At 52.3% G+C, this 16,085-nt stretch carries 19 protein-coding genes and 2 tRNA genes; 9 read left to right on the top strand and 12 right to left on the bottom strand.

Going from position 1 to position 16,085, the window contains the following annotated elements; all coding sequences use genetic code 11:
- The first annotated feature begins 143 nt into the window (after positions 1 to 143).
- A complete protein-coding gene (gene mdoC / locus ACOTYH_RS02270) occupies positions 144 to 1,283 on the top strand; it encodes a glucans biosynthesis protein MdoC (protein WP_421637531.1) in 1,140 nt (379 codons plus the stop codon).
- A 41-nt stretch (positions 1,284 to 1,324) separates the two neighbouring features.
- Here the strand turns inward: mdoC and ymdB are convergent, their stop codons facing one another.
- From ymdB to csgB, 5 genes are all read right to left on the bottom strand, one after another.
- A complete protein-coding gene (ymdB, locus tag ACOTYH_RS02275) occupies positions 1,325 to 1,861 on the bottom strand; it encodes an O-acetyl-ADP-ribose deacetylase (RefSeq protein WP_015570849.1) in 537 nt (178 codons plus the stop codon).
- 80 nt (positions 1,862 to 1,941) lie between these two features.
- The gene (locus ACOTYH_RS02280) at positions 1,942 to 2,262 is read right to left on the bottom strand and encodes a type 1 fimbrial protein (protein WP_017384751.1); all 321 of its coding nucleotides are present in this window, start codon (positions 2,260 to 2,262) and stop codon (positions 1,942 to 1,944) included.
- Positions 2,263 to 2,415: 153 nt separating this feature from the next.
- Positions 2,416 to 2,748, bottom strand: a complete 333-nt coding sequence (gene csgC / locus ACOTYH_RS02285; protein ID WP_023296298.1) for a curli assembly chaperone CsgC — start codon at positions 2,746 to 2,748, stop codon at positions 2,416 to 2,418.
- Positions 2,749 to 2,804: 56 nt separating this feature from the next.
- The gene (gene csgA, locus ACOTYH_RS02290) at positions 2,805 to 3,260 is read right to left on the bottom strand and encodes a curli major subunit CsgA (protein WP_003858043.1); all 456 of its coding nucleotides are present in this window, start codon (positions 3,258 to 3,260) and stop codon (positions 2,805 to 2,807) included.
- 39 nt (positions 3,261 to 3,299) lie between these two features.
- Positions 3,300 to 3,755, bottom strand: coding sequence for a curli minor subunit CsgB (csgB, locus tag ACOTYH_RS02295; RefSeq protein WP_017384753.1), 456 nt, complete (start codon positions 3,753 to 3,755; stop codon positions 3,300 to 3,302).
- A gap of 743 nt (positions 3,756 to 4,498) precedes the next feature.
- On the opposite strand from csgB, the gene csgD reads away from it, so the two are divergent.
- The 4 genes from csgD to csgG are packed head-to-tail and all read left to right on the top strand — an operon-like array spanning position 4,499 to position 6,846.
- Positions 4,499 to 5,149, top strand: a complete 651-nt coding sequence (gene csgD, locus ACOTYH_RS02300; protein ID WP_017384754.1) for a biofilm master transcriptional regulator CsgD — start codon at positions 4,499 to 4,501, stop codon at positions 5,147 to 5,149.
- 4 nt (positions 5,150 to 5,153) lie between these two features.
- The gene (csgE, locus tag ACOTYH_RS02305) at positions 5,154 to 5,543 is read left to right on the top strand and encodes a curli production assembly/transport protein CsgE (protein WP_003858052.1); all 390 of its coding nucleotides are present in this window, start codon (positions 5,154 to 5,156) and stop codon (positions 5,541 to 5,543) included.
- Between the two features lie 26 nt (positions 5,544 to 5,569).
- Positions 5,570 to 5,986 (top strand): curli production assembly/transport protein CsgF, encoded by a 417-nt coding sequence (gene csgF / locus ACOTYH_RS02310; protein ID WP_003858054.1) that lies wholly within the window; start codon positions 5,570 to 5,572, stop codon positions 5,984 to 5,986.
- Between the two features lie 26 nt (positions 5,987 to 6,012).
- Positions 6,013 to 6,846, top strand: a complete 834-nt coding sequence (csgG, locus tag ACOTYH_RS02315) for a curli production assembly/transport protein CsgG (RefSeq protein ID WP_003858055.1) — start codon at positions 6,013 to 6,015, stop codon at positions 6,844 to 6,846.
- A gap of 44 nt (positions 6,847 to 6,890) precedes the next feature.
- On the opposite strand, the gene ACOTYH_RS02320 is transcribed toward csgG, so the two are convergent.
- The 4 genes from ACOTYH_RS02320 to ghrA all read right to left on the bottom strand — a co-directional run bounded on the left by ACOTYH_RS02320 (position 6,891) and on the right by ghrA (position 9,804).
- Positions 6,891 to 7,373 carry a DUF1097 domain-containing protein gene (locus tag ACOTYH_RS02320; RefSeq protein WP_072204512.1) on the bottom strand — a complete coding sequence of 161 codons (483 nt, stop codon included), beginning with the start codon at positions 7,371 to 7,373 and terminating at the stop codon, positions 6,891 to 6,893.
- Positions 7,374 to 7,469: 96 nt separating this feature from the next.
- The gene (locus ACOTYH_RS02325; RefSeq protein WP_023303414.1) at positions 7,470 to 8,024 is read right to left on the bottom strand and encodes a TorD/DmsD family molecular chaperone; all 555 of its coding nucleotides are present in this window, start codon (positions 8,022 to 8,024) and stop codon (positions 7,470 to 7,472) included.
- A 19-nt stretch (positions 8,025 to 8,043) separates the two neighbouring features.
- Complete coding sequence (locus tag ACOTYH_RS02330) at positions 8,044 to 8,781, bottom strand: phosphatase (protein ID WP_003858061.1); 738 nt, start codon at positions 8,779 to 8,781, stop codon at positions 8,044 to 8,046.
- Between the two features lie 84 nt (positions 8,782 to 8,865).
- Positions 8,866 to 9,804, bottom strand: coding sequence for a glyoxylate/hydroxypyruvate reductase GhrA (ghrA, locus tag ACOTYH_RS02335; protein WP_048247560.1), 939 nt, complete (start codon positions 9,802 to 9,804; stop codon positions 8,866 to 8,868).
- A 229-nt stretch (positions 9,805 to 10,033) separates the two neighbouring features.
- Here ghrA and ACOTYH_RS02340 point away from each other — a divergent pair.
- Positions 10,034 to 10,121, top strand: a tRNA-Ser gene (locus tag ACOTYH_RS02340).
- A gap of 120 nt (positions 10,122 to 10,241) precedes the next feature.
- Here ACOTYH_RS02340 and ACOTYH_RS02345 read toward each other — a convergent pair.
- Entirely contained in the window at positions 10,242 to 11,147 is a 906-nt protein-coding gene (locus ACOTYH_RS02345; protein WP_017384759.1) for a LysR family transcriptional regulator, read from the bottom strand.
- 109 nt (positions 11,148 to 11,256) lie between these two features.
- Here ACOTYH_RS02345 and ACOTYH_RS02350 point away from each other — a divergent pair, with 109 nt between their 5' ends.
- The 3 genes from ACOTYH_RS02350 (at position 11,257) to ACOTYH_RS02360 (ending at position 13,039) form a co-directional block, all read left to right on the top strand.
- Positions 11,257 to 12,117, top strand: a complete 861-nt coding sequence (locus ACOTYH_RS02350) for a pirin family protein (RefSeq protein WP_063413427.1) — start codon at positions 11,257 to 11,259, stop codon at positions 12,115 to 12,117.
- A gap of 19 nt (positions 12,118 to 12,136) precedes the next feature.
- Positions 12,137 to 12,814, top strand: a complete 678-nt coding sequence (locus ACOTYH_RS02355) for an isochorismatase family protein (protein ID WP_003858068.1) — start codon at positions 12,137 to 12,139, stop codon at positions 12,812 to 12,814.
- A gap of 137 nt (positions 12,815 to 12,951) precedes the next feature.
- Positions 12,952 to 13,039: transfer RNA gene (locus tag ACOTYH_RS02360), tRNA-Ser, on the top strand.
- Positions 13,040 to 13,283: 244 nt separating this feature from the next.
- Here ACOTYH_RS02360 and ACOTYH_RS02365 read toward each other — a convergent pair.
- Both ACOTYH_RS02365 and phoH read right to left on the bottom strand, forming a co-directional pair.
- Positions 13,284 to 14,789, bottom strand: a complete 1,506-nt coding sequence (locus tag ACOTYH_RS02365; RefSeq protein ID WP_017384761.1) for an alanine/glycine:cation symporter family protein — start codon at positions 14,787 to 14,789, stop codon at positions 13,284 to 13,286.
- Positions 14,790 to 15,207: 418 nt separating this feature from the next.
- Positions 15,208 to 15,999 carry a phosphate starvation-inducible protein PhoH gene (gene phoH, locus ACOTYH_RS02370; protein ID WP_017384762.1) on the bottom strand — a complete coding sequence of 264 codons (792 nt, stop codon included), beginning with the start codon at positions 15,997 to 15,999 and terminating at the stop codon, positions 15,208 to 15,210.
- Positions 16,000 to 16,085 lie beyond the last annotated feature (86 nt).

Here is a 16,085-nt window from a genome sequence, read left to right on the forward strand (position 1 = left end):
ATTAAGCAAATGAAAGAACCCGCTTTTCACTTTGCGTGCTTATCCTGGAGACAGGGTGTCGGTCTTGGTGTAGGGTTGGCTCCGAATGTAACCATTATGAGCCTTAGGGATAAGGCGAAAAGTCTGAGAATGCGCAAAGTTATATGAGCACAACCCCTGTACAACGTGAATATTTCCTCGACTCGATCCGCGCATGGCTCATGCTATTGGGGATCCCTTTTCATATTTCACTGATCTATTCCAGCCACACCTGGCACGTGAACAGCCAGATGCCCTCCTGGTGGCTGACGCTGTTTAATGATTTTATCCATGCCTTCCGCATGCAGGTATTTTTTGTCATTTCCGGTTATTTCTCTTACATGCTCTTCTTGCGCTATCCCCTCAAACGATGGTGGAAAGTGCGCGTGGAGCGCGTGGGCATACCGATGTTGACGGCCATTCCGCTGCTGACGCTGCCGCAGTTCATCATGTTGCAGCATGTTAAAGGCAAGGCGGAAAACTGGCCGAATCTCTCCTTCTATGAGAAATACAACACCCTGGTCTGGGAGCTGATTTCCCACCTCTGGTTCCTGCTGGTACTGGTGGTGCTAACCACGGTGAGTTTGTTGATCTTCAGCCAGCTGCGCCAGCGCGCGAACACCGCATCCTCGACCTTCTTCGCCAACATCACCCTGGGCAAGCTGTCGCTGCTGTTTCTTGCGCTGGGGGTCGCGTATGCCGCCGTCAGGCGTACCCTGCTCATTGTCTACCCTCCCATTCTGAGCGATGGGCTGTTTAATTTCGTGGTGATGCAGACCCTGTTCTACATTCCCTTCTTCCTGATTGGGGCGCTGGCATTTATTCATCCCCGGCTTAAAGCGCTGTTTACCACCTCCTCCCCCTGGTGTGCGGTGGGTGCTGCGCTGGCCTTTGCCGCCTATCTTCTCAATCAGCGCTATGGCAGCGGGGACGCGTGGATGTATGAGACAGAGAGCGTGATAACGATGCTGATGGGCCTGTGGATGGTTAACGTGGTGTTCGCCCTTGGCCATCGTCTGCTGAATTTTAAATCCAGTCGCGTCACCTATTTCGTTAATGCTTCGCTGTTTATCTACCTGGTTCACCATCCGCTGACGCTGTTTTTCGGGGCGTACATTACGCCGCATATCACCTCGAATGCGCTGGGCTTCTTCACCGGCCTGGTCTTTGTAGTTGGCATTGCCATCGTGTTGTATGAAATCCATCTGCGGATCCCGCTTTTGCGTTTCCTGTTCTCAGGCAAACCTCAGGTTAAAGCGGGATAACAAAAAGGCGCCTCCAGGGCGCCGTTTCTGCACTTCAGACATCAAAATGCCTGGCTGCGCGCGGTCAAAATCCGCTGATACAGGTCGGCGGTGTGCTCATCGAAACAGACAAAAATGACTTTTTCCGGCATGGGTTTGAGGGAAAGGTAGTGATAAACGGTATTCACGGCGATTGTAGCTGCCGCTTCCTTTGGATAACCGTATACCCCGGTGCTAATGGCGGGGAACGCCATGGTCTTATACCCGTTATCCGCCGCAAGCCGAAGGCAGTTACGATACGCCTGCTCCAGAATCTCAGCCTCATGGCGGTCGCCACCGTGCCAGACGGGTCCAACGGTATGGATCACCGCTTTGGCCGGGAGATCGCCTGCAAGCGTAATAACAGCATGCCCCGGCGGGCATTCTCCCTGCTGCTGACGCACGGTTTTGCATGCTTCAAGGAGTTGAGGGCCTGCGGCCCGGTGAATGGCACCGTCCACCCCGCCCCCACCCATCAGGGAGGAATTGGCTGCGTTGACGATCACGTCAACGTGTACCGTCGTGATATCGCCATGAATAACGTCGATTTGCGGTCTCATAAACACCCTCTGCAACCCGCCTTTTTCATCAGTGTATCGCAGAGGGAGAAGGAGAAAAACTGCCGTGAAAAAAACGTCGGTTAGCGGTAATCCACCTGAACGACCGCAAGCGTTTTCTGTTCATTCAGGTATTTCATGCTGACAGCGGCCAGAGCTGAATGAGGATGATGGCCCCGGAGCGCCTCGTCATAACTGATGGTATGCGTTTTCATACGGTTATTTTCCGGACAGGAGATCGCAAACTGCTGATGCCGGGGCGTGACTTCGCACGGGTCAGCGACCACCGCGCCACGAAAATGAATCACCCCACCATTTTCTATAGTTGCTGAATAAGCCGGAGATAAAAAAGAGGACAGGATCAGTCCCAGACCAGAAATAATACACGCTGCGGATTTGAACATTATTTGTACTCCTCAATGAAATTCGTCCTTGAGGGGTAAAAACGCTCCGTTATGACGTATCAATTTAAGCAACCCGATGACTAGGTTCTTGATATCAGCATAGCTTACCTGTGCAGCGCCGCCACTTTATTAAATCATTGATTTCATGAATTATTAAAGCGTACTTGCCGGTGCGTTCCACTGCTGTGATAAATGAAGCGATTTTCCATCGGAAACGGTGACGATTATTTTTACCGCATCCCCTGAACGAATATTTAAACTGATTCGCGTTAAATCAATCGGCTGATTAGCGGGTATAAAAAGAGTATTTTTCTGCCGCGATGTACTTTGTCCCGCTTGCCCCTGTCGGACAGATAACACCTCAACCTGACATTCGCAGGCGTCTGCCAGCGTGACCTGAGGAATAATGGTTGTCATATTTGCCTGCTGTGAGGTGCTGAACGTTATCTGGCTGGCAAGCGCGGCAAGGAGAATGAAGGTGCTCATGAGATCCTCCCGAAAAAAAACAGGGCATGTGCCCTGTTTTTTGGTACAGAAATGAATCAGTACTGATGTGCGGTCGCGTTGTTGCCAAAGCCAACCTGGTGCACAGTCACCGTTGAGCCGGACGCTGTCTGGTCTACCGCCGCGCCGTTGCCGCCGCCGAACTGTTTCACGTTGATAACAGAGTCTTTGCTATTCCACTGGTCGATGGTGGCGCTGTTACCAAAGCCTTTTTGCAGCAGATCGATAGAACTGTCATCAGAGCCCTGACCAACATCTGCGCCGTTACCGCCACCGTGCTGGGTAATGGTCAATTCAGAATCTCGGGCGTCCGTCTGCAAAGCAAGCGCGGAGTTACCGCCGCCGTACTGGTAAATGCTCAGGGTTGAGTCAGGGCCGTTATTGCCGCCACCCCAGCCACCTCCGTGGCCGCCGCCAAATTGTGGTACCGCACCTGCGAAAGCACTGCCAGAAACTACGATTGCTGCAATAACTGCCACTTTGAAAAGTTTCATGGTAAACCCCCATCGGATTGATTAAGGCGTCACACATCGCTAGCGTTGAATAACGCGAATAGCCATTTGCGACTGTCTCTGTACTACAACTGCTGTTTTCTGCGTACCATACTGCGTTATATTCGCCCTGTTACCCGAGCCTTTCTGGATAATCATGGCGGTGTTGCCAAAAGCGCCCTGCTTAATACTCGCATCGTTGCCGTTACCGGTCTGATCGATATAAGCAAGGTTATACGTCCCTGACTGATCAACATGCGCGCGGTTATTCCCGCCCTCCTGGGAAATAATGGACAGCAATTTAGAACCGCCCTGGCGTACATCAGCATTATTACCTGAACCCTGTTGACCAATAATGGCTGCCTGATTGTATGAAGCTTTACTTAATTCATTTATCGCAAAATTATATTCAGAACTGGCTAAATCTGAATCACCTGCGATTACAAACCCAGGCGCACCCAGTAATGTAAACATCATAAACAACATTTTGTTTTTCATGCTGTCACCCTGGACCTGGCTATAAAATAGGTATTTCTTTACCCGTTAACGCGATTCGTTTTGTTAACGCCGCGTTACGGAAAAGAGTATGTCTGCCGAAACATATTTAATATCTCACCCGTGTGCCTTATTTTTATATGCTCATTCACCTCAAAGTCGTAAATCTCGCCTGAAACGACGCGACACACCACTAATGCAGAAATAAATTCTTGTCTGTGCGCCTGGACAACAGCGAGACAGGCTGTCCAACCTGTACCGGCTTCTACAGACAAACATGGCAATGTCTTTTGCCAGGTGCGTGACACGAAGCAAGTTTTCTTAAGAAAATTCTCCGGCTTAGAGAAGTCTTAACTTTTTAGCTGAGTTCATACTTTTTACCGGCTGGCTTACAATAATTAAAAGCCCAACAATTCAATCCGTTATAATATATTGTATGACTTTCAAAATCTGTGCACGTTTATACACCTGTACAACTTCCCCCTTATCTTAAAATCTATTCGCCCTGCAAAATACACAACTTAATATCGAATTTTACATTCTGTTACATGATTAACACTTGCTTTAAAGTTTGCAATAGCTAGATTGAAAACAGCAGTACGTTATTTGTTTTTAATTTTACCGCCTCCTTTGGAGGAAGGTTTTTTAACTACACACAGCAGTGCCACACCTGTCAGTACTTCTGGTGCCCTTTTCAATAATACGAGGGCAGCTGCCGGGTGTCATAAATAACGTGGGGTTTCATCATGTTTAATGAAGTCCATAGCTTACCCGGTCATACATTATTGTTGATCACAAAACCTTCCTTACAAGCGACAGCGTTATTGCAGCATTTAAAACAATGCCTCTCGCTTAACGGGAAACTGCATAATATTCAACGTTCTTTTGATGATATCGCTCCTGGCAGCATCATTCTTCTCGATATGATGGAAGCGGATAAAAAACTGGTCCATTACTGGCAGGATAATTTAAGCAGGAAAAACAATAATATCCGCGTATTGTTATTAAATACGCCTGATGAGTATCCTTTCCGCGATATTGAGAGCTGGCCGCATATTAACGGCGTGTTTTACGTCACTGAAGAAGAAAACCGTGTCGTGGAGGGTTTGCAGGGCATATTGCGGGGGGAGTGTTATTTCTCGCAAAAACTGGCCAGCTACCTCATTACCCACTCCGGAAATTATCGCTATAACAGTTCAGAATCTGCACTTCTGACGCACCGTGAGAAAGAGATCCTGAACAAACTGCGTATTGGTGCTTCAAATATTGAAATCGCCCGTTCGTTATTTATCAGCGAAAATACGGTTAAGACGCATCTTTATAATCTTTTCAAAAAGATAGCTGTTAAAAATCGCACGCAGGCGGTGTCGTGGGCAAACGATAACCTCAGGCGTTAATAGCATGAAACGCACCCTAAGTTGGATTGCCGCCGCAGGCATTATGCTTGCTGCCGGAAACCTTCAGGCTGTTGAGGTGGAAGTTCCCGGACTGTTGACCGATCACACCGTCACCTCTGTCGGACACGATTTTTATCGTGCCTTCAGCGATAAGTGGGAAAGCGATTATCCGGGTAACTTAACCATCAACGAACGGCCCAGTGCGCGGTGGGGAAGCTGGATCACAATAACCGCTAATCAGGACGTTATTTACCAGACTTTTTTATTCCCAACGAAAAGAGACTTCGATCAGAACGTCGCTTTCGCGCTGGCACAAACAGAAGAAGCTATTAACCGCCTACAGTTAGACAAAGCCCTTTTGAGCACAGGCGATTTAGCAAAAGATGAGTTCTAGCAACGACACCTATTTCGGAGGCTGTAATGCGTCTCGCACACACAGTGATTTCGTTAATGCTCATTGCGCCGTTGAGCTGGGCCGGAAATATGACATTCCAGTTCCGCAACCCTAATTTTGGCGGCAACCCGAATAACGGAGCCTTTATGCTTAACCAGGCTCAGGCTCAAAACTCTTATAAAGACCCCAGCTATGACGATGATTTCGGTATCGAGACCCCGTCGGCCCTGGATAATTTCACTCAGGCCATCCAGTCGCAAATATTAGGTGGCTTATTAACCAACATCAATACCGGAAAACCCGGCCGGATGGTCACTAACGACTTTATCGTCGATATTGCCAATAAAGACGGGCAGCTTCAGTTAAATGTGACAGACCGAAAAACCGGTAAAACGTCGACAATCCAGGTTTCCGGTTTGCAGACCAGTTCAACTGATTTCTAAACAACCCCGAAATAAGGACAATTATTATGCAGCGCTTTTTTATTTTAGTTGCAGTGTGCTTATTAAGCGGTTGTTTAACTGCCCCGCCAAAAGAAGCCGCTAAACCCACCCTGATGCCTCGTGCCCAGAGCTACCGGGATCTGACGCATCTGCCGGTCCCTACCGGGAAGATATTCGTCTCGGTCTATAACATTCAGGATGAGACGGGCCAGTTCAAACCGTATCCGGCCAGTAACTTCTCGACGGCCGTACCGCAGAGCGCCACCGCGATGCTGGTCACCGCCCTGAAAGATTCTCGCTGGTTTATCCCGCTGGAACGTCAGGGGCTGCAAAACCTGCTTAACGAACGAAAAATCATTCGTGCCGCGCAGGAGAATGGTACCGTTGGCGTCAATAACCGCATGCCGCTACAGTCTCTCACCGCAGCCAATATCATGGTGGAAGGCTCGATTATCGGCTACGAAAGTAACGTGAAATCGGGCGGCGCGGGTGCGCGTTACTTTGGCATCGGGGCCGACACGCAGTATCAGCTGGATCAGATTGCCGTCAACCTGCGCGTGGTTAACGTGAGCACGGGTGAGATATTATCCTCCGTGACCACCAGCAAAACGATTCTCTCTTATGAAGTGCAGGCCGGGGTATTCCGCTTTATCGACTACCAGCGTCTGCTGGAAGGTGAAATTGGCTATACCTCTAACGAGCCGGTCATGCTGTGTCTGATGTCGGCCATCGAAACCGGCGTGATTTTCCTGATTAATGACGGTATCGATCGCGGCTTGTGGGATCTTCAGAATAAAAGTGATGTGAGTAATGCGGTGCTGGTGAAATACCGAGAGATGTCGGTGCCGCCAGAGTCATAATCGGCGGCGCATAAAAAAGGCGAGATTTCCGTCTCGCCTTTTTTTTATTTGCTTACCGCAGGAACGCTCTGGCTCTTCTCGCGCCGGGCCGCAAGCCAGAGACCGCTGTTCTTCATGGCGTAGCCAAACAGTAATCCCAGCATGAGCGAAGGGACCACCAGCTTCCAGTCCCCCTGCCCTGCAAAGGTCGCACAGGCACCCATGAACGTGCCGGGCACAAAGGACAGCAGCAGATGTTTTGCCTGAATGCACATCAGGAAGGCCACCATACCGGTCATGACGTACCCCAGGATTTCCACATGCGGCGCCAGCGCGCTGCCTTTCATAATGACCAGCGCCCAAATCACACCGCTCATCAGAGTACAGCCGGAGATGAAGAGCCCTTTGAGACCACCCCGCGGGCAGGCGAAATAGGCCGTGCAGCCAAGAAAACCAGCCCAGCTCAACAAGCCGAGAGAGACAGCCACCCACCCCCAGAGGCCGGAGAGGATGCCAGTCGTGATTGCAATACAAAGTAGTATGTTCATGGTGCGCATCTTAGCAGATGCGCACCATAGAAATGAGATCAGAAGCACATTACGTGCAAGTTGAAATGTATCGTTGCAGGATTTTTGTGATTCAAATCACTCTTCGTTCTCTTCTTCCAGCTCGTCCCACATGGCAGCGATGGCGTCACGCGTCAGCGGAGCCAGCGTTCTCCAGAACGGCGAGGTGGCGTGGGCTTCAACTTTACCCAGGAAGGTGCCAACCCACGGAAGCAAATACGTTTCGAACAGGGTTTCAATCGCCTCGTTCTCATCATCACCTGCATTATCTTCAATCCAGGAGGCCGCCAGCAGCAGGGTACCGATATGATCGGCAGGCATATCCGTCAGCGGCATGCCGCGTTCTGACAGAAACGCCCGAACTTCCGCTTCGGTCGTACCTTCCTGCCAGGCAGAACGATACGGCGACACGCGACACTCTTCCCCCACAAACAGCGCGTTGTAATCCGTTGAAATCTGCTGCATATCACAGCTTTTTTGCAAGCGTTCCAGCAACTCATCCTGTTCCAGCGGCCAGCTCTGCGCCAGTTTACCTTCACGAATCAGGGTAAACAGCGGAACCAGCAGCGGATCCTGCGGCTGGCGGTAATATAAGGTGCCCAGCACGCGGCAAAGGATGGAAAACTCATTCATGTTTTTATTCCGTTATTAATTAAAGATCGGCAAATTCATCAATCGGCGCCATGCCGCGCGACTCAAGGAAGTCGAGCATACGACGCGGCGTGACGTTCAGGATCTGTTCTTCCGGGAAATTCACGTCCCGCAATATTTTCAGGCACTCGCTGAAATCACCCAGCGTGAAGGCCGTGTGTGAATCAGAGCCCAGCGCCACCATGCCGCCCGCGTCACGCACGGCCGCCGCCACTTCGCGGCAGTTGGCTTCACTGCCCTTACGCGAGTGAACAAAGGAGGAGTTGTTAATCTCCAGCGCCACGCGGTGCTTCGCTGCCGCCTGCGCCACGGCCTGAATATCAATCGGGTATTTCGGATTTCCCGGGTGGCTGATAATGTGCACGTTGCCGCTGGCAATAGTGGCAATCATCGCTGCGGTGTTGGTCTCTTTATCCTGGGGCGCAAAGACCGGCTCGTGGAAGCCGGCGAGGATCAGATCTAACGAGGTCAGCATCGGGCCGGTGCAGTCAATCTCACCGTCAGTATTTTTGATGTTCGCTTCGATGCCGCGCAGTATCCCGATACCGTCCACCAGGCGTGGCCAGATACGCATATTCACAAAATGCCAGTAGTGCGGCGCATCCGCCATATCCGGACCGTGATCGGTTATCGCAAACAGTTTAATGCCTTTCAGCTTCGCCTGAGCGATATAATCATGGAGGTTACTGTAAGCGTGGGTACTGGCGACGGTGTGCATATGCAGGTCAACGGGATACATCTTTCTCTCCTCTGCGGTTTTTCCCAAGGATAGCAGTTATCAGCGGCGAATATTAGCAAAAACCCGGCGAACGCCGGGTTTCTCTCAGTAGCCTCGCTGTCTGTCGACCTGTCCGGTCACCGCGTTGCCCTTCTCTATTTCGCTGATGGTATGCGAGATGTACGCCACGGCCTCCGCCGGTCGCGTCACGGCCGCAATATGAGGCGTCATCGCCACGCGCGGATGTGCCCAGAGCGGGCTGTCTTTTGGCAGCGGTTCGCGGCTATACACATCCAGCATTGCGCCTTTCAGTTTACCGCTATCCAGCGCTTTCAGCAGATCGTCTTCGACAACGTGTACCCCGCGCGCCAGGTTCATTAAGTAGCTGTCTTCTGCCAACTGGTTGAGGAGCGTGCCATTGATAATGCCGACCGTTTCCGCCGTATTCGGCAGCAGGTTAATAAGGACGCGAGTCCCTTTCAGGAACGCCGGGAGTTCGTCCGTTCCGGCAAAGCTCTCGACGCCTGGATAATCCTTACGGCTCCGGCTCCAGCAGCGCAGTGGGAAGCCCCACGGCGCGAGCGCTTCGGCGACTTTCGAACCCAGTACACCCGCGCCGAGGATGCCGATGGTGAAATCTTCATACTGATAATCCGGAAGCGGTTCCCAGTGGGATTGCTGTTTAAACGCCTGATAATCGTCGAAACGGCGGAACCAGTGCAGCACCTGGCTCACGGCATATTCCTGCATCTGCTGCCCCATACCGGTATCTTCCAGACGAAACAGGGGAATATCCTCCGGCAGCATTTCAGGGTGTGCCTTCAGCTTACTGAGAATGGAATCCACACCCGCACCAAGAGCAAACACCGCCTTCAAACGGCGTCCCTGAAGCATTTCGACCGGGGGATGCCAGACCAGCGCGTAGTCAGCATGTTCATTATCGCCCTGTTTCCATTCGCGAACGCGTGCGCCAGGCAGTGCCGCCGTGAGCGCGTTAATCCAGTAAGCCGTATCAAAAGTGGGGTGATAGAAGATAATATCCATAGTCATTGCCTTTTATTGCGCTGTTTTATTTTCATTTTCAACTGGCTTGCCAGCATAACAAATTTATCGCTAAACCGCGTTGCTGATAAAAGAGGCGTATTTCGCACATTTCGGAATCAGGTTGCCTGAAGTTTGTCTAAACACGCTAAATTACTGAAAAAGTGGGTTGACGGCAGTACGGCTTTTCCTTACATTAGCGCCCGTCCCGACAACAACGGGATGACAATATGGTGAGGTGTCCGAGTGGCTGAAGGAGCACGCCTGGAAAGTGTGTATACGGCAACGTATCGGGGGTTCGAATCCCCCCCTCACCGCCATATTCAAGACAAGAGCTCGTACGAAAGTACGGGCTTTTTTCTTTTATATTCTCCGCAAGGAGATTCGCTCCCTGCGTTCTTTATGTCGGGTGGCGCTACGCTTACCCGACCTACAAAAAGCTAGTCTTCAACCATCTTTGCGTACTCTTCGGTGAGAAAATCCACCAGCGTCCTGACCGACGGCAGCAGGCCGCGCCGGGATGGATACACCGCGTGGATCACTTCCCGTCTGGGTTCCCAGGCATTCAACACCCGAACAAGTTCACCTGAAGCCAGCTGATCCTTCACCATCAAAATGGGCAGCTGTACCACGCCCACGCCCGCCATCGCCGCCTCCCGCAGCGCCAGCATGTCGGTAGTCACCAGGCGCGGCGTGAAGTGAATTTCTGCCTTTGCGCCCTCCGGCCCGCTCAACTCCCACTTATGCAGGTGCTTGCCCGCCCCCATACTTAACCCCGGCCACTCGCTGAGTTCAGAGGGCATCGCCGGGTTGCCCATCCGTTCAATCAGTGCCGGTCCGGCAACCAGACAGTGACCCCTGTCCGCCAGCACCCTTAATACTAAATCGCTGTCATCAAACGGACGAGGACGAACGCGGATTGCCACATCCACCCCCTCCGCCACCAGATCGACCCGGCGGTTGGTGGCTTCAAGCTGGAGGTTGATCCCCGGATAGCGCGCCATAAACCGTGCCAGCATGGGCCCCACGTGAACGTGCAGCAAGGTGACAGGACAGGTGATCCGGACCATACCGCGCGGCTCAGCCTGTAAAGCAGCCACCGCCTCCTCCGCAGCTTCAGCTTCCACCAGCATGGCTTTACAGTGCTGATAGAACGTCTGCCCCACCTCCGTCACCGCAAACTGCCGCGTGGTACGTTGGATCAACCGAACGCCCAGGCGTTCTTCCAGCTGCGCAATCCTACGGCTCAGTTTCGACTTAGGCTGATCGAGCGCCCGACCCGCCGCCGCAAAGCCACCATGCTCCACCACCTTCACAAACCATACGAAATCATTGAGATCCTGCATACGCCTCCATTGTTCCATTTAAGGAACAGTGTATGTCATTTTTGCTATCTACTGGGATATTAACCCTGAATATAAGCTAATTCCATCAACAGGACATCAGGAGTTAATCATGAAAAACGTAACAGGCGTGTATACCGCACCTCGTCCGCACTGGGTCGGTGACGGTTTTCCGGTTCGTTCGATGTTTTCTTACCAGACGCACGGCGAGCCCCTGAGCCCGTTCCTGCTGCTGGACTACGCCGGACCGCATACCTTCCCGGGGGACGGCGCGAAACGCGGCGTGGGCGAGCACCCTCATCGCGGTTTTGAAACGGTGACCATCGTCTACTCAGGCGAAGTGGAGCACCGTGATTCCACCGGCAGAGGCGGCGTTATTGGCCCAGGCGACGTGCAGTGGATGACGGCAGGCGCAGGCATTTTGCACGAGGAGTTCCACTCCAGCGCGTTTTCGCAGAAAGGCGGTGAACTGAAAATGATGCAGCTGTGGGTCAACCTGCCCGCCAAAGACAAAATGGCGACGCCTGGCTACCAGAGCATCACTCAGTCGGATATCCCGGTGGTCACCCTGCCGGATAACAGCGGAACATTGCGCGTGATTGCTGGCCGTTTTGGAGAGGTAACCGGCCCGGCGCATACCTTCTCACCGCTGAACGTGTGGGATCTCGCGCTGCGCCAGGGTAGCCATCTGACGCTCAATCAGCCCGAAGGCTGGAGCACGGCGCTGGTTGTCGTTGAAGGCAGCGTGACGGTGAACGGCACCACGCCTGCCGGTGAGGCGCAACTGGTCGTGCTGAGTCAGAGCGGTGACAAACTGCATTTCGAAGCCAGCAGCGATGCCAAAGTGCTGCTGATGGCTGGGGAGCCGCTGAATGAACCCATCGTGGGCTATGGCCCGTTTGTGATGAACAGTAAAACCGAAATTGCCGAGGCTATTCGCGATTTCAACTCCGGCCGCTTTGGCCAAATCTAAACGTAATAAGGAGCGCATTATGTCTACCCCTGCAAACTTCAACGGTGCACGTCCCGTTATTGACGTAAACGATGCCGTTATGCTGCTTATCGATCACCAGAGCGGGCTGTTCCAGACCGTAGGAGACATGCCAATGCCTGAGCTGCGCGCCCGTGCAGCAGCGCTGGCAAAAATCGCCTCGCTGGCGAAGATCCCGGTGATCACCACGGCGTCGGTTCCACAGGGACCGAACGGCCCGCTTATCCCGGAGATCCACGCCAACGCGCCGCACGCACAGTATGTGGCACGCAAGGGTGAGATCAACGCCTGGGATAACCCGGAGTTCGTGGCGGCGGTGAAAGCCACCGGGCGCAAAACGCTGATTATCGCGGGGACGATCACCAGCGTCTGCATGGCCTTCCCGTCCATCAGCGCGGTGGCGGACGGATATAAAGTGTTTGCGGTGATTGATGCCTCCGGCACCTACAGCAAAATGGCGCAGGAGATCACCCTGGCGCGCGTAGTGCAGGCAGGCGTGGTGCCGATGGACACGGCTGCTGTTGCTTCCGAAATTCAGCGCACGTGGAACCGTGAAGATGCGGGTGAATGGGCTGAGGTGTACACACACATCTTCCCGGCCTACCAGCTGCTGATCGAAAGCTACAGCAAAGCGCAGGACGTGGTGAAAAATAGCGAAGTGCTCGATTCGCAGCGTTAATCCTGCGCGCTGCGACATAAGCTGATTAAGGCTTAACCGAACAAGCACGAATGCTGAAAATCTGCTTGACCGTTTTAGCGCAACTCCCTATAGTAGCGCCCCGTTGCCCCCCAAGCGGTCAGGCAGCAAAACAATATGGTGAGGTGTCCGAGTGGCTGAAGGAGCACGCCTGGAAAGTGTGTATACGGCAACGTATCGGGGGTTCGAATCCCCCCCTCACCGCCATATTTAAGATGAGAGCTCGTACGAAAGTACGGGCTTTTTTCTTTTATATTCTCCGAAAAGGGGGGGATGAGAACCCCCGACTGGGGTTCGACAACTGGCGGCAGCCAGTTGGACAGACTGAGAGCATAGCGAACAGGCTGCCCGCAGGGCGAGCGAAGCGAGTCAATCCCCCCCGGTGCGACACGAGCTGCCTCACCTACAAAAAAAAGCCCGTACAAAAGCACGGGCCTGTCTCAACCATTCCTCAGCTATTCAGCTTTCCAGCCGGTTGCTTTCCCTCGGGAGCAAGTCTCTGGCCAATATTCAAACCCGCTTCATCCTTACGCTCCTCCAGCCAGTAATCCGCATTTTTAATCCCCAGCCGAACCGGGTCAAAGTGTGGATCCAACCCCTGTGCATTCTGGATTTCATAATCCTTCAGGCTGGCAAACGCTTTTTTATGCAACAGAACGATGGCAATAATGTTGAGCCATGCCATCAGCCCTACGCCGATATCCCCTAATCCCCAGGCCAGATCCGCGGTGCGTACCGTGCCATATACCGTCGAAGCCATCAGACACAGCTTGAGCAGGAACGTCAGCCACGGGCGATGAATCTTACGGTTGATGTAGGCGATATTCGTTTCAGCGATGTAGTAGTAAGCAATGATCGTGGTGAAGGCAAAGAAGAACAGCGCGATGGCAACAAAATAATTACCGAAGCCCGGCATCATACTTTCCATTGCCGTCTGGACATATCCCGGTCCTGCGGCCACGCCCGCTATTCCGGTATAGAGCGCTGCGCCGTCGACGCCCTGCACGTTATACAGCCCGGTGATCAACAGCATAAACCCGGTCGCGGAGCAGACAAACAGCGTGTCGATGTACACGGAGAACGCCTGAACCAGCCCCTGTTTCACCGGATGGCTTACGGCCGCCGCCGAGGAGGCATGTGGCCCGGTACCCTGCGCCGCCTCGTTGGAATAGACGCCACGCTTCACGCCCCACATGATGGCCTGGCCCAGAATAGCGCCAAACCCAGCTTCAAGGCCAAAAGCACTTTTCCAGATCAGCAATATAACTGAAGGAAGCTGATCAATATTGATAGCGATAATCACGCACGCCACAATAATATAGCCGAGCGCCATAAACGGAACCACCATGCTGCTAAAGCTGGCAATCCTTTTTACGCCACCAAAAATAATAAAACTCAACAGCACAGCAAGTAACGCCGCCGTGACATTTGGGCTCAGACCAAAGGCAATATCCAGGCTCGCACCAATAGAGTTTGCCTGCACACCTGGCAGTAATAATCCGCAGGAGAAAATCGTTACGATGGCAAATAACCATGCGTACCACTTCACGCCTAACCCTTTCTCAATATAAAAGGCAGGACCACCACGATATTCGCCGTTAATTTTCTCTTTATAAACCTGCCCTAACGTGGATTCGACAAAAGCAGAGCTCGCCCCCAAAAATGCCACGATCCACATCCAGAAAAGCGCACCGGGTCCACCAAAGGTAATGGCGGTCGCTACACCGGCAATATTCCCTGTCCCCACGCGGCCCGCCAGCGTCATCGTCAGCGCCTGAAACGACGACACGCCTGCCTCGGTAGGACGCCCCTGAAACATCAGGGTAATCATAAGTTTTATATGCCGTAATTGCAGAAAGCGACTACGCAGCGAGAAATAGAGGCCGACACCCAGACATAAAAATATTAACGCCGGGCTCCAGATAACACCATTAATTGCACTAACCAGTTCGTTCATGTATGACCCTTAGCGTGATGTTCCAGAGGAAACGATCCCCTGGCGAGTTTCTTTTTAGAATTTTGTCTGAACAAGTACGAAACATAGATAATTACCCAAAAGACACCAACTTAATTTTTACTGCTTAGTCATGTTCTGTGACAACATTCACGTTTAATTTTAAACCAATAATTAGCATGATCATTATATTCATAGATATTTTGTGGGTATTATAAATACATATCACATTTCCGTGACCTGTATAAAAAGCGTTCACAGCAAATTAACAGTAATATTATTATTACCGCAAAACGGGGCGTAAATCCCGTTGAATGCTATAGGAAATAAATATGATTTAAAAAAGCCACGCGTGCAGAGGGAATAAAGGAAGCTTCCCGGCATAACGCCGGGAAGAAATGACTTAAAATGTGAAATGATCTTAGTCGGAGTACACTTCCAGAGTTCGTTGGCACAGCGCTGAGCGGACGCAGTCCTCTTTTGTGAAGCGGACCACCCCTATCATCTCATCTTCCTCAAAACGTGACATGGCATCGCTCAGGCCGGACTTCACGCCCGACGGCAGGTCACACTGGGTAATATCGCCGTTGACGATAACCGTCACGTTCTCCCCGAGGCGCGTTAAAAACATCTTCATTTGCGCAGCGGTCACGTTCTGAGCCTCGTCAAGAATAACGACCGCATTTTCAAATGTACGTCCGCGCATATAGGCGAACGGCGCGATTTCCACCTTGCCAATCTCTGGTCGCAGGCAGTACTGCATAAAGGAAGCGCCCAACCGCTTCACCAGCACGTCATAGACGGGCCTGAAGTACGGGGCAAACTTCTCGGAAATATCGCCGGGCAGGAAGCCCAGATCTTCATCCGCTTGCAGTACCGGACGGGTAACGATGATCCTTTCCACGTCCTTATGAATCAGCGCCTCCGCCGCTTTGGCGGCGCTGATCCAGGTTTTCCCGCATCCGGCTTCCCCGGTTGCAAAGATGAGCTGTTTACTCTCGATAGCATTCAGGTAGTGCGCCTGAGCTTCATTCCGCGCCACAATTGGCGATGCATCGCGGCTGTCCCGCGCCATGCCAATGGATTCTACGCCGCTCATCTGCACAAGCGAGGTGACCGATTCTTCTTCACGCTGCTTATGGCTACGTGAATCCCGTCTCAGCACACGTTTTGCTTCACGACGAGCTTTGATCACTGCTTTCTGTCTTCCCATGGATAGCACCTTGAGTTGTTGGTATTCATCACACGCGCCAGCATCGGCACGATTATGCGCACGAACATCAGAGGGTTGGCTTCCTT

This window comes from Enterobacter cloacae complex sp. SHL001 (assembly GCF_049236825.1).
Classification (GTDB): domain Bacteria; phylum Pseudomonadota; class Gammaproteobacteria; order Enterobacterales; family Enterobacteriaceae; genus Enterobacter; species Enterobacter hormaechei_C.

Coding starts and splice junctions, on each gene's coding strand:
- mdoC (WP_421637531.1), top strand. CDS start 144: ATGAGCACAACCCCTGTACAACGTGAATATTTCCTCGACTCGATCCGC.
- ymdB (WP_015570849.1), bottom strand. CDS start 1,861: ATGAGACCGCAAATCGACGTTATTCATGGCGATATCACGACGGTACAC.
- ACOTYH_RS02280 (WP_017384751.1), bottom strand. CDS start 2,262: ATGTTCAAATCCGCAGCGTGTATTATTTCTGGTCTGGGACTGATCCTG.
- csgC (WP_023296298.1), bottom strand. CDS start 2,748: ATGAGCACCTTCATTCTCCTTGCCGCGCTTGCCAGCCAGATAACGTTC.
- csgA (WP_003858043.1), bottom strand. CDS start 3,260: ATGAAACTTTTCAAAGTGGCAGTTATTGCAGCAATCGTAGTTTCTGGC.
- csgB (WP_017384753.1), bottom strand. CDS start 3,755: ATGAAAAACAAAATGTTGTTTATGATGTTTACATTACTGGGTGCGCCT.
- csgD (WP_017384754.1), top strand. CDS start 4,499: ATGTTTAATGAAGTCCATAGCTTACCCGGTCATACATTATTGTTGATC.
- csgE (WP_003858052.1), top strand. CDS start 5,154: ATGAAACGCACCCTAAGTTGGATTGCCGCCGCAGGCATTATGCTTGCT.
- csgF (WP_003858054.1), top strand. CDS start 5,570: ATGCGTCTCGCACACACAGTGATTTCGTTAATGCTCATTGCGCCGTTG.
- csgG (WP_003858055.1), top strand. CDS start 6,013: ATGCAGCGCTTTTTTATTTTAGTTGCAGTGTGCTTATTAAGCGGTTGT.
- ACOTYH_RS02320 (WP_072204512.1), bottom strand. CDS start 7,373: ATGAACATACTACTTTGTATTGCAATCACGACTGGCATCCTCTCCGGC.
- ACOTYH_RS02325 (WP_023303414.1), bottom strand. CDS start 8,024: ATGAATGAGTTTTCCATCCTTTGCCGCGTGCTGGGCACCTTATATTAC.
- ACOTYH_RS02330 (WP_003858061.1), bottom strand. CDS start 8,781: ATGTATCCCGTTGACCTGCATATGCACACCGTCGCCAGTACCCACGCT.
- ghrA (WP_048247560.1), bottom strand. CDS start 9,804: ATGGATATTATCTTCTATCACCCCACTTTTGATACGGCTTACTGGATT.
- ACOTYH_RS02345 (WP_017384759.1), bottom strand. CDS start 11,147: ATGCAGGATCTCAATGATTTCGTATGGTTTGTGAAGGTGGTGGAGCAT.
- ACOTYH_RS02350 (WP_063413427.1), top strand. CDS start 11,257: ATGAAAAACGTAACAGGCGTGTATACCGCACCTCGTCCGCACTGGGTC.
- ACOTYH_RS02355 (WP_003858068.1), top strand. CDS start 12,137: ATGTCTACCCCTGCAAACTTCAACGGTGCACGTCCCGTTATTGACGTA.
- ACOTYH_RS02365 (WP_017384761.1), bottom strand. CDS start 14,789: ATGAACGAACTGGTTAGTGCAATTAATGGTGTTATCTGGAGCCCGGCG.
- phoH (WP_017384762.1), bottom strand. CDS start 15,999: ATGGGAAGACAGAAAGCAGTGATCAAAGCTCGTCGTGAAGCAAAACGT.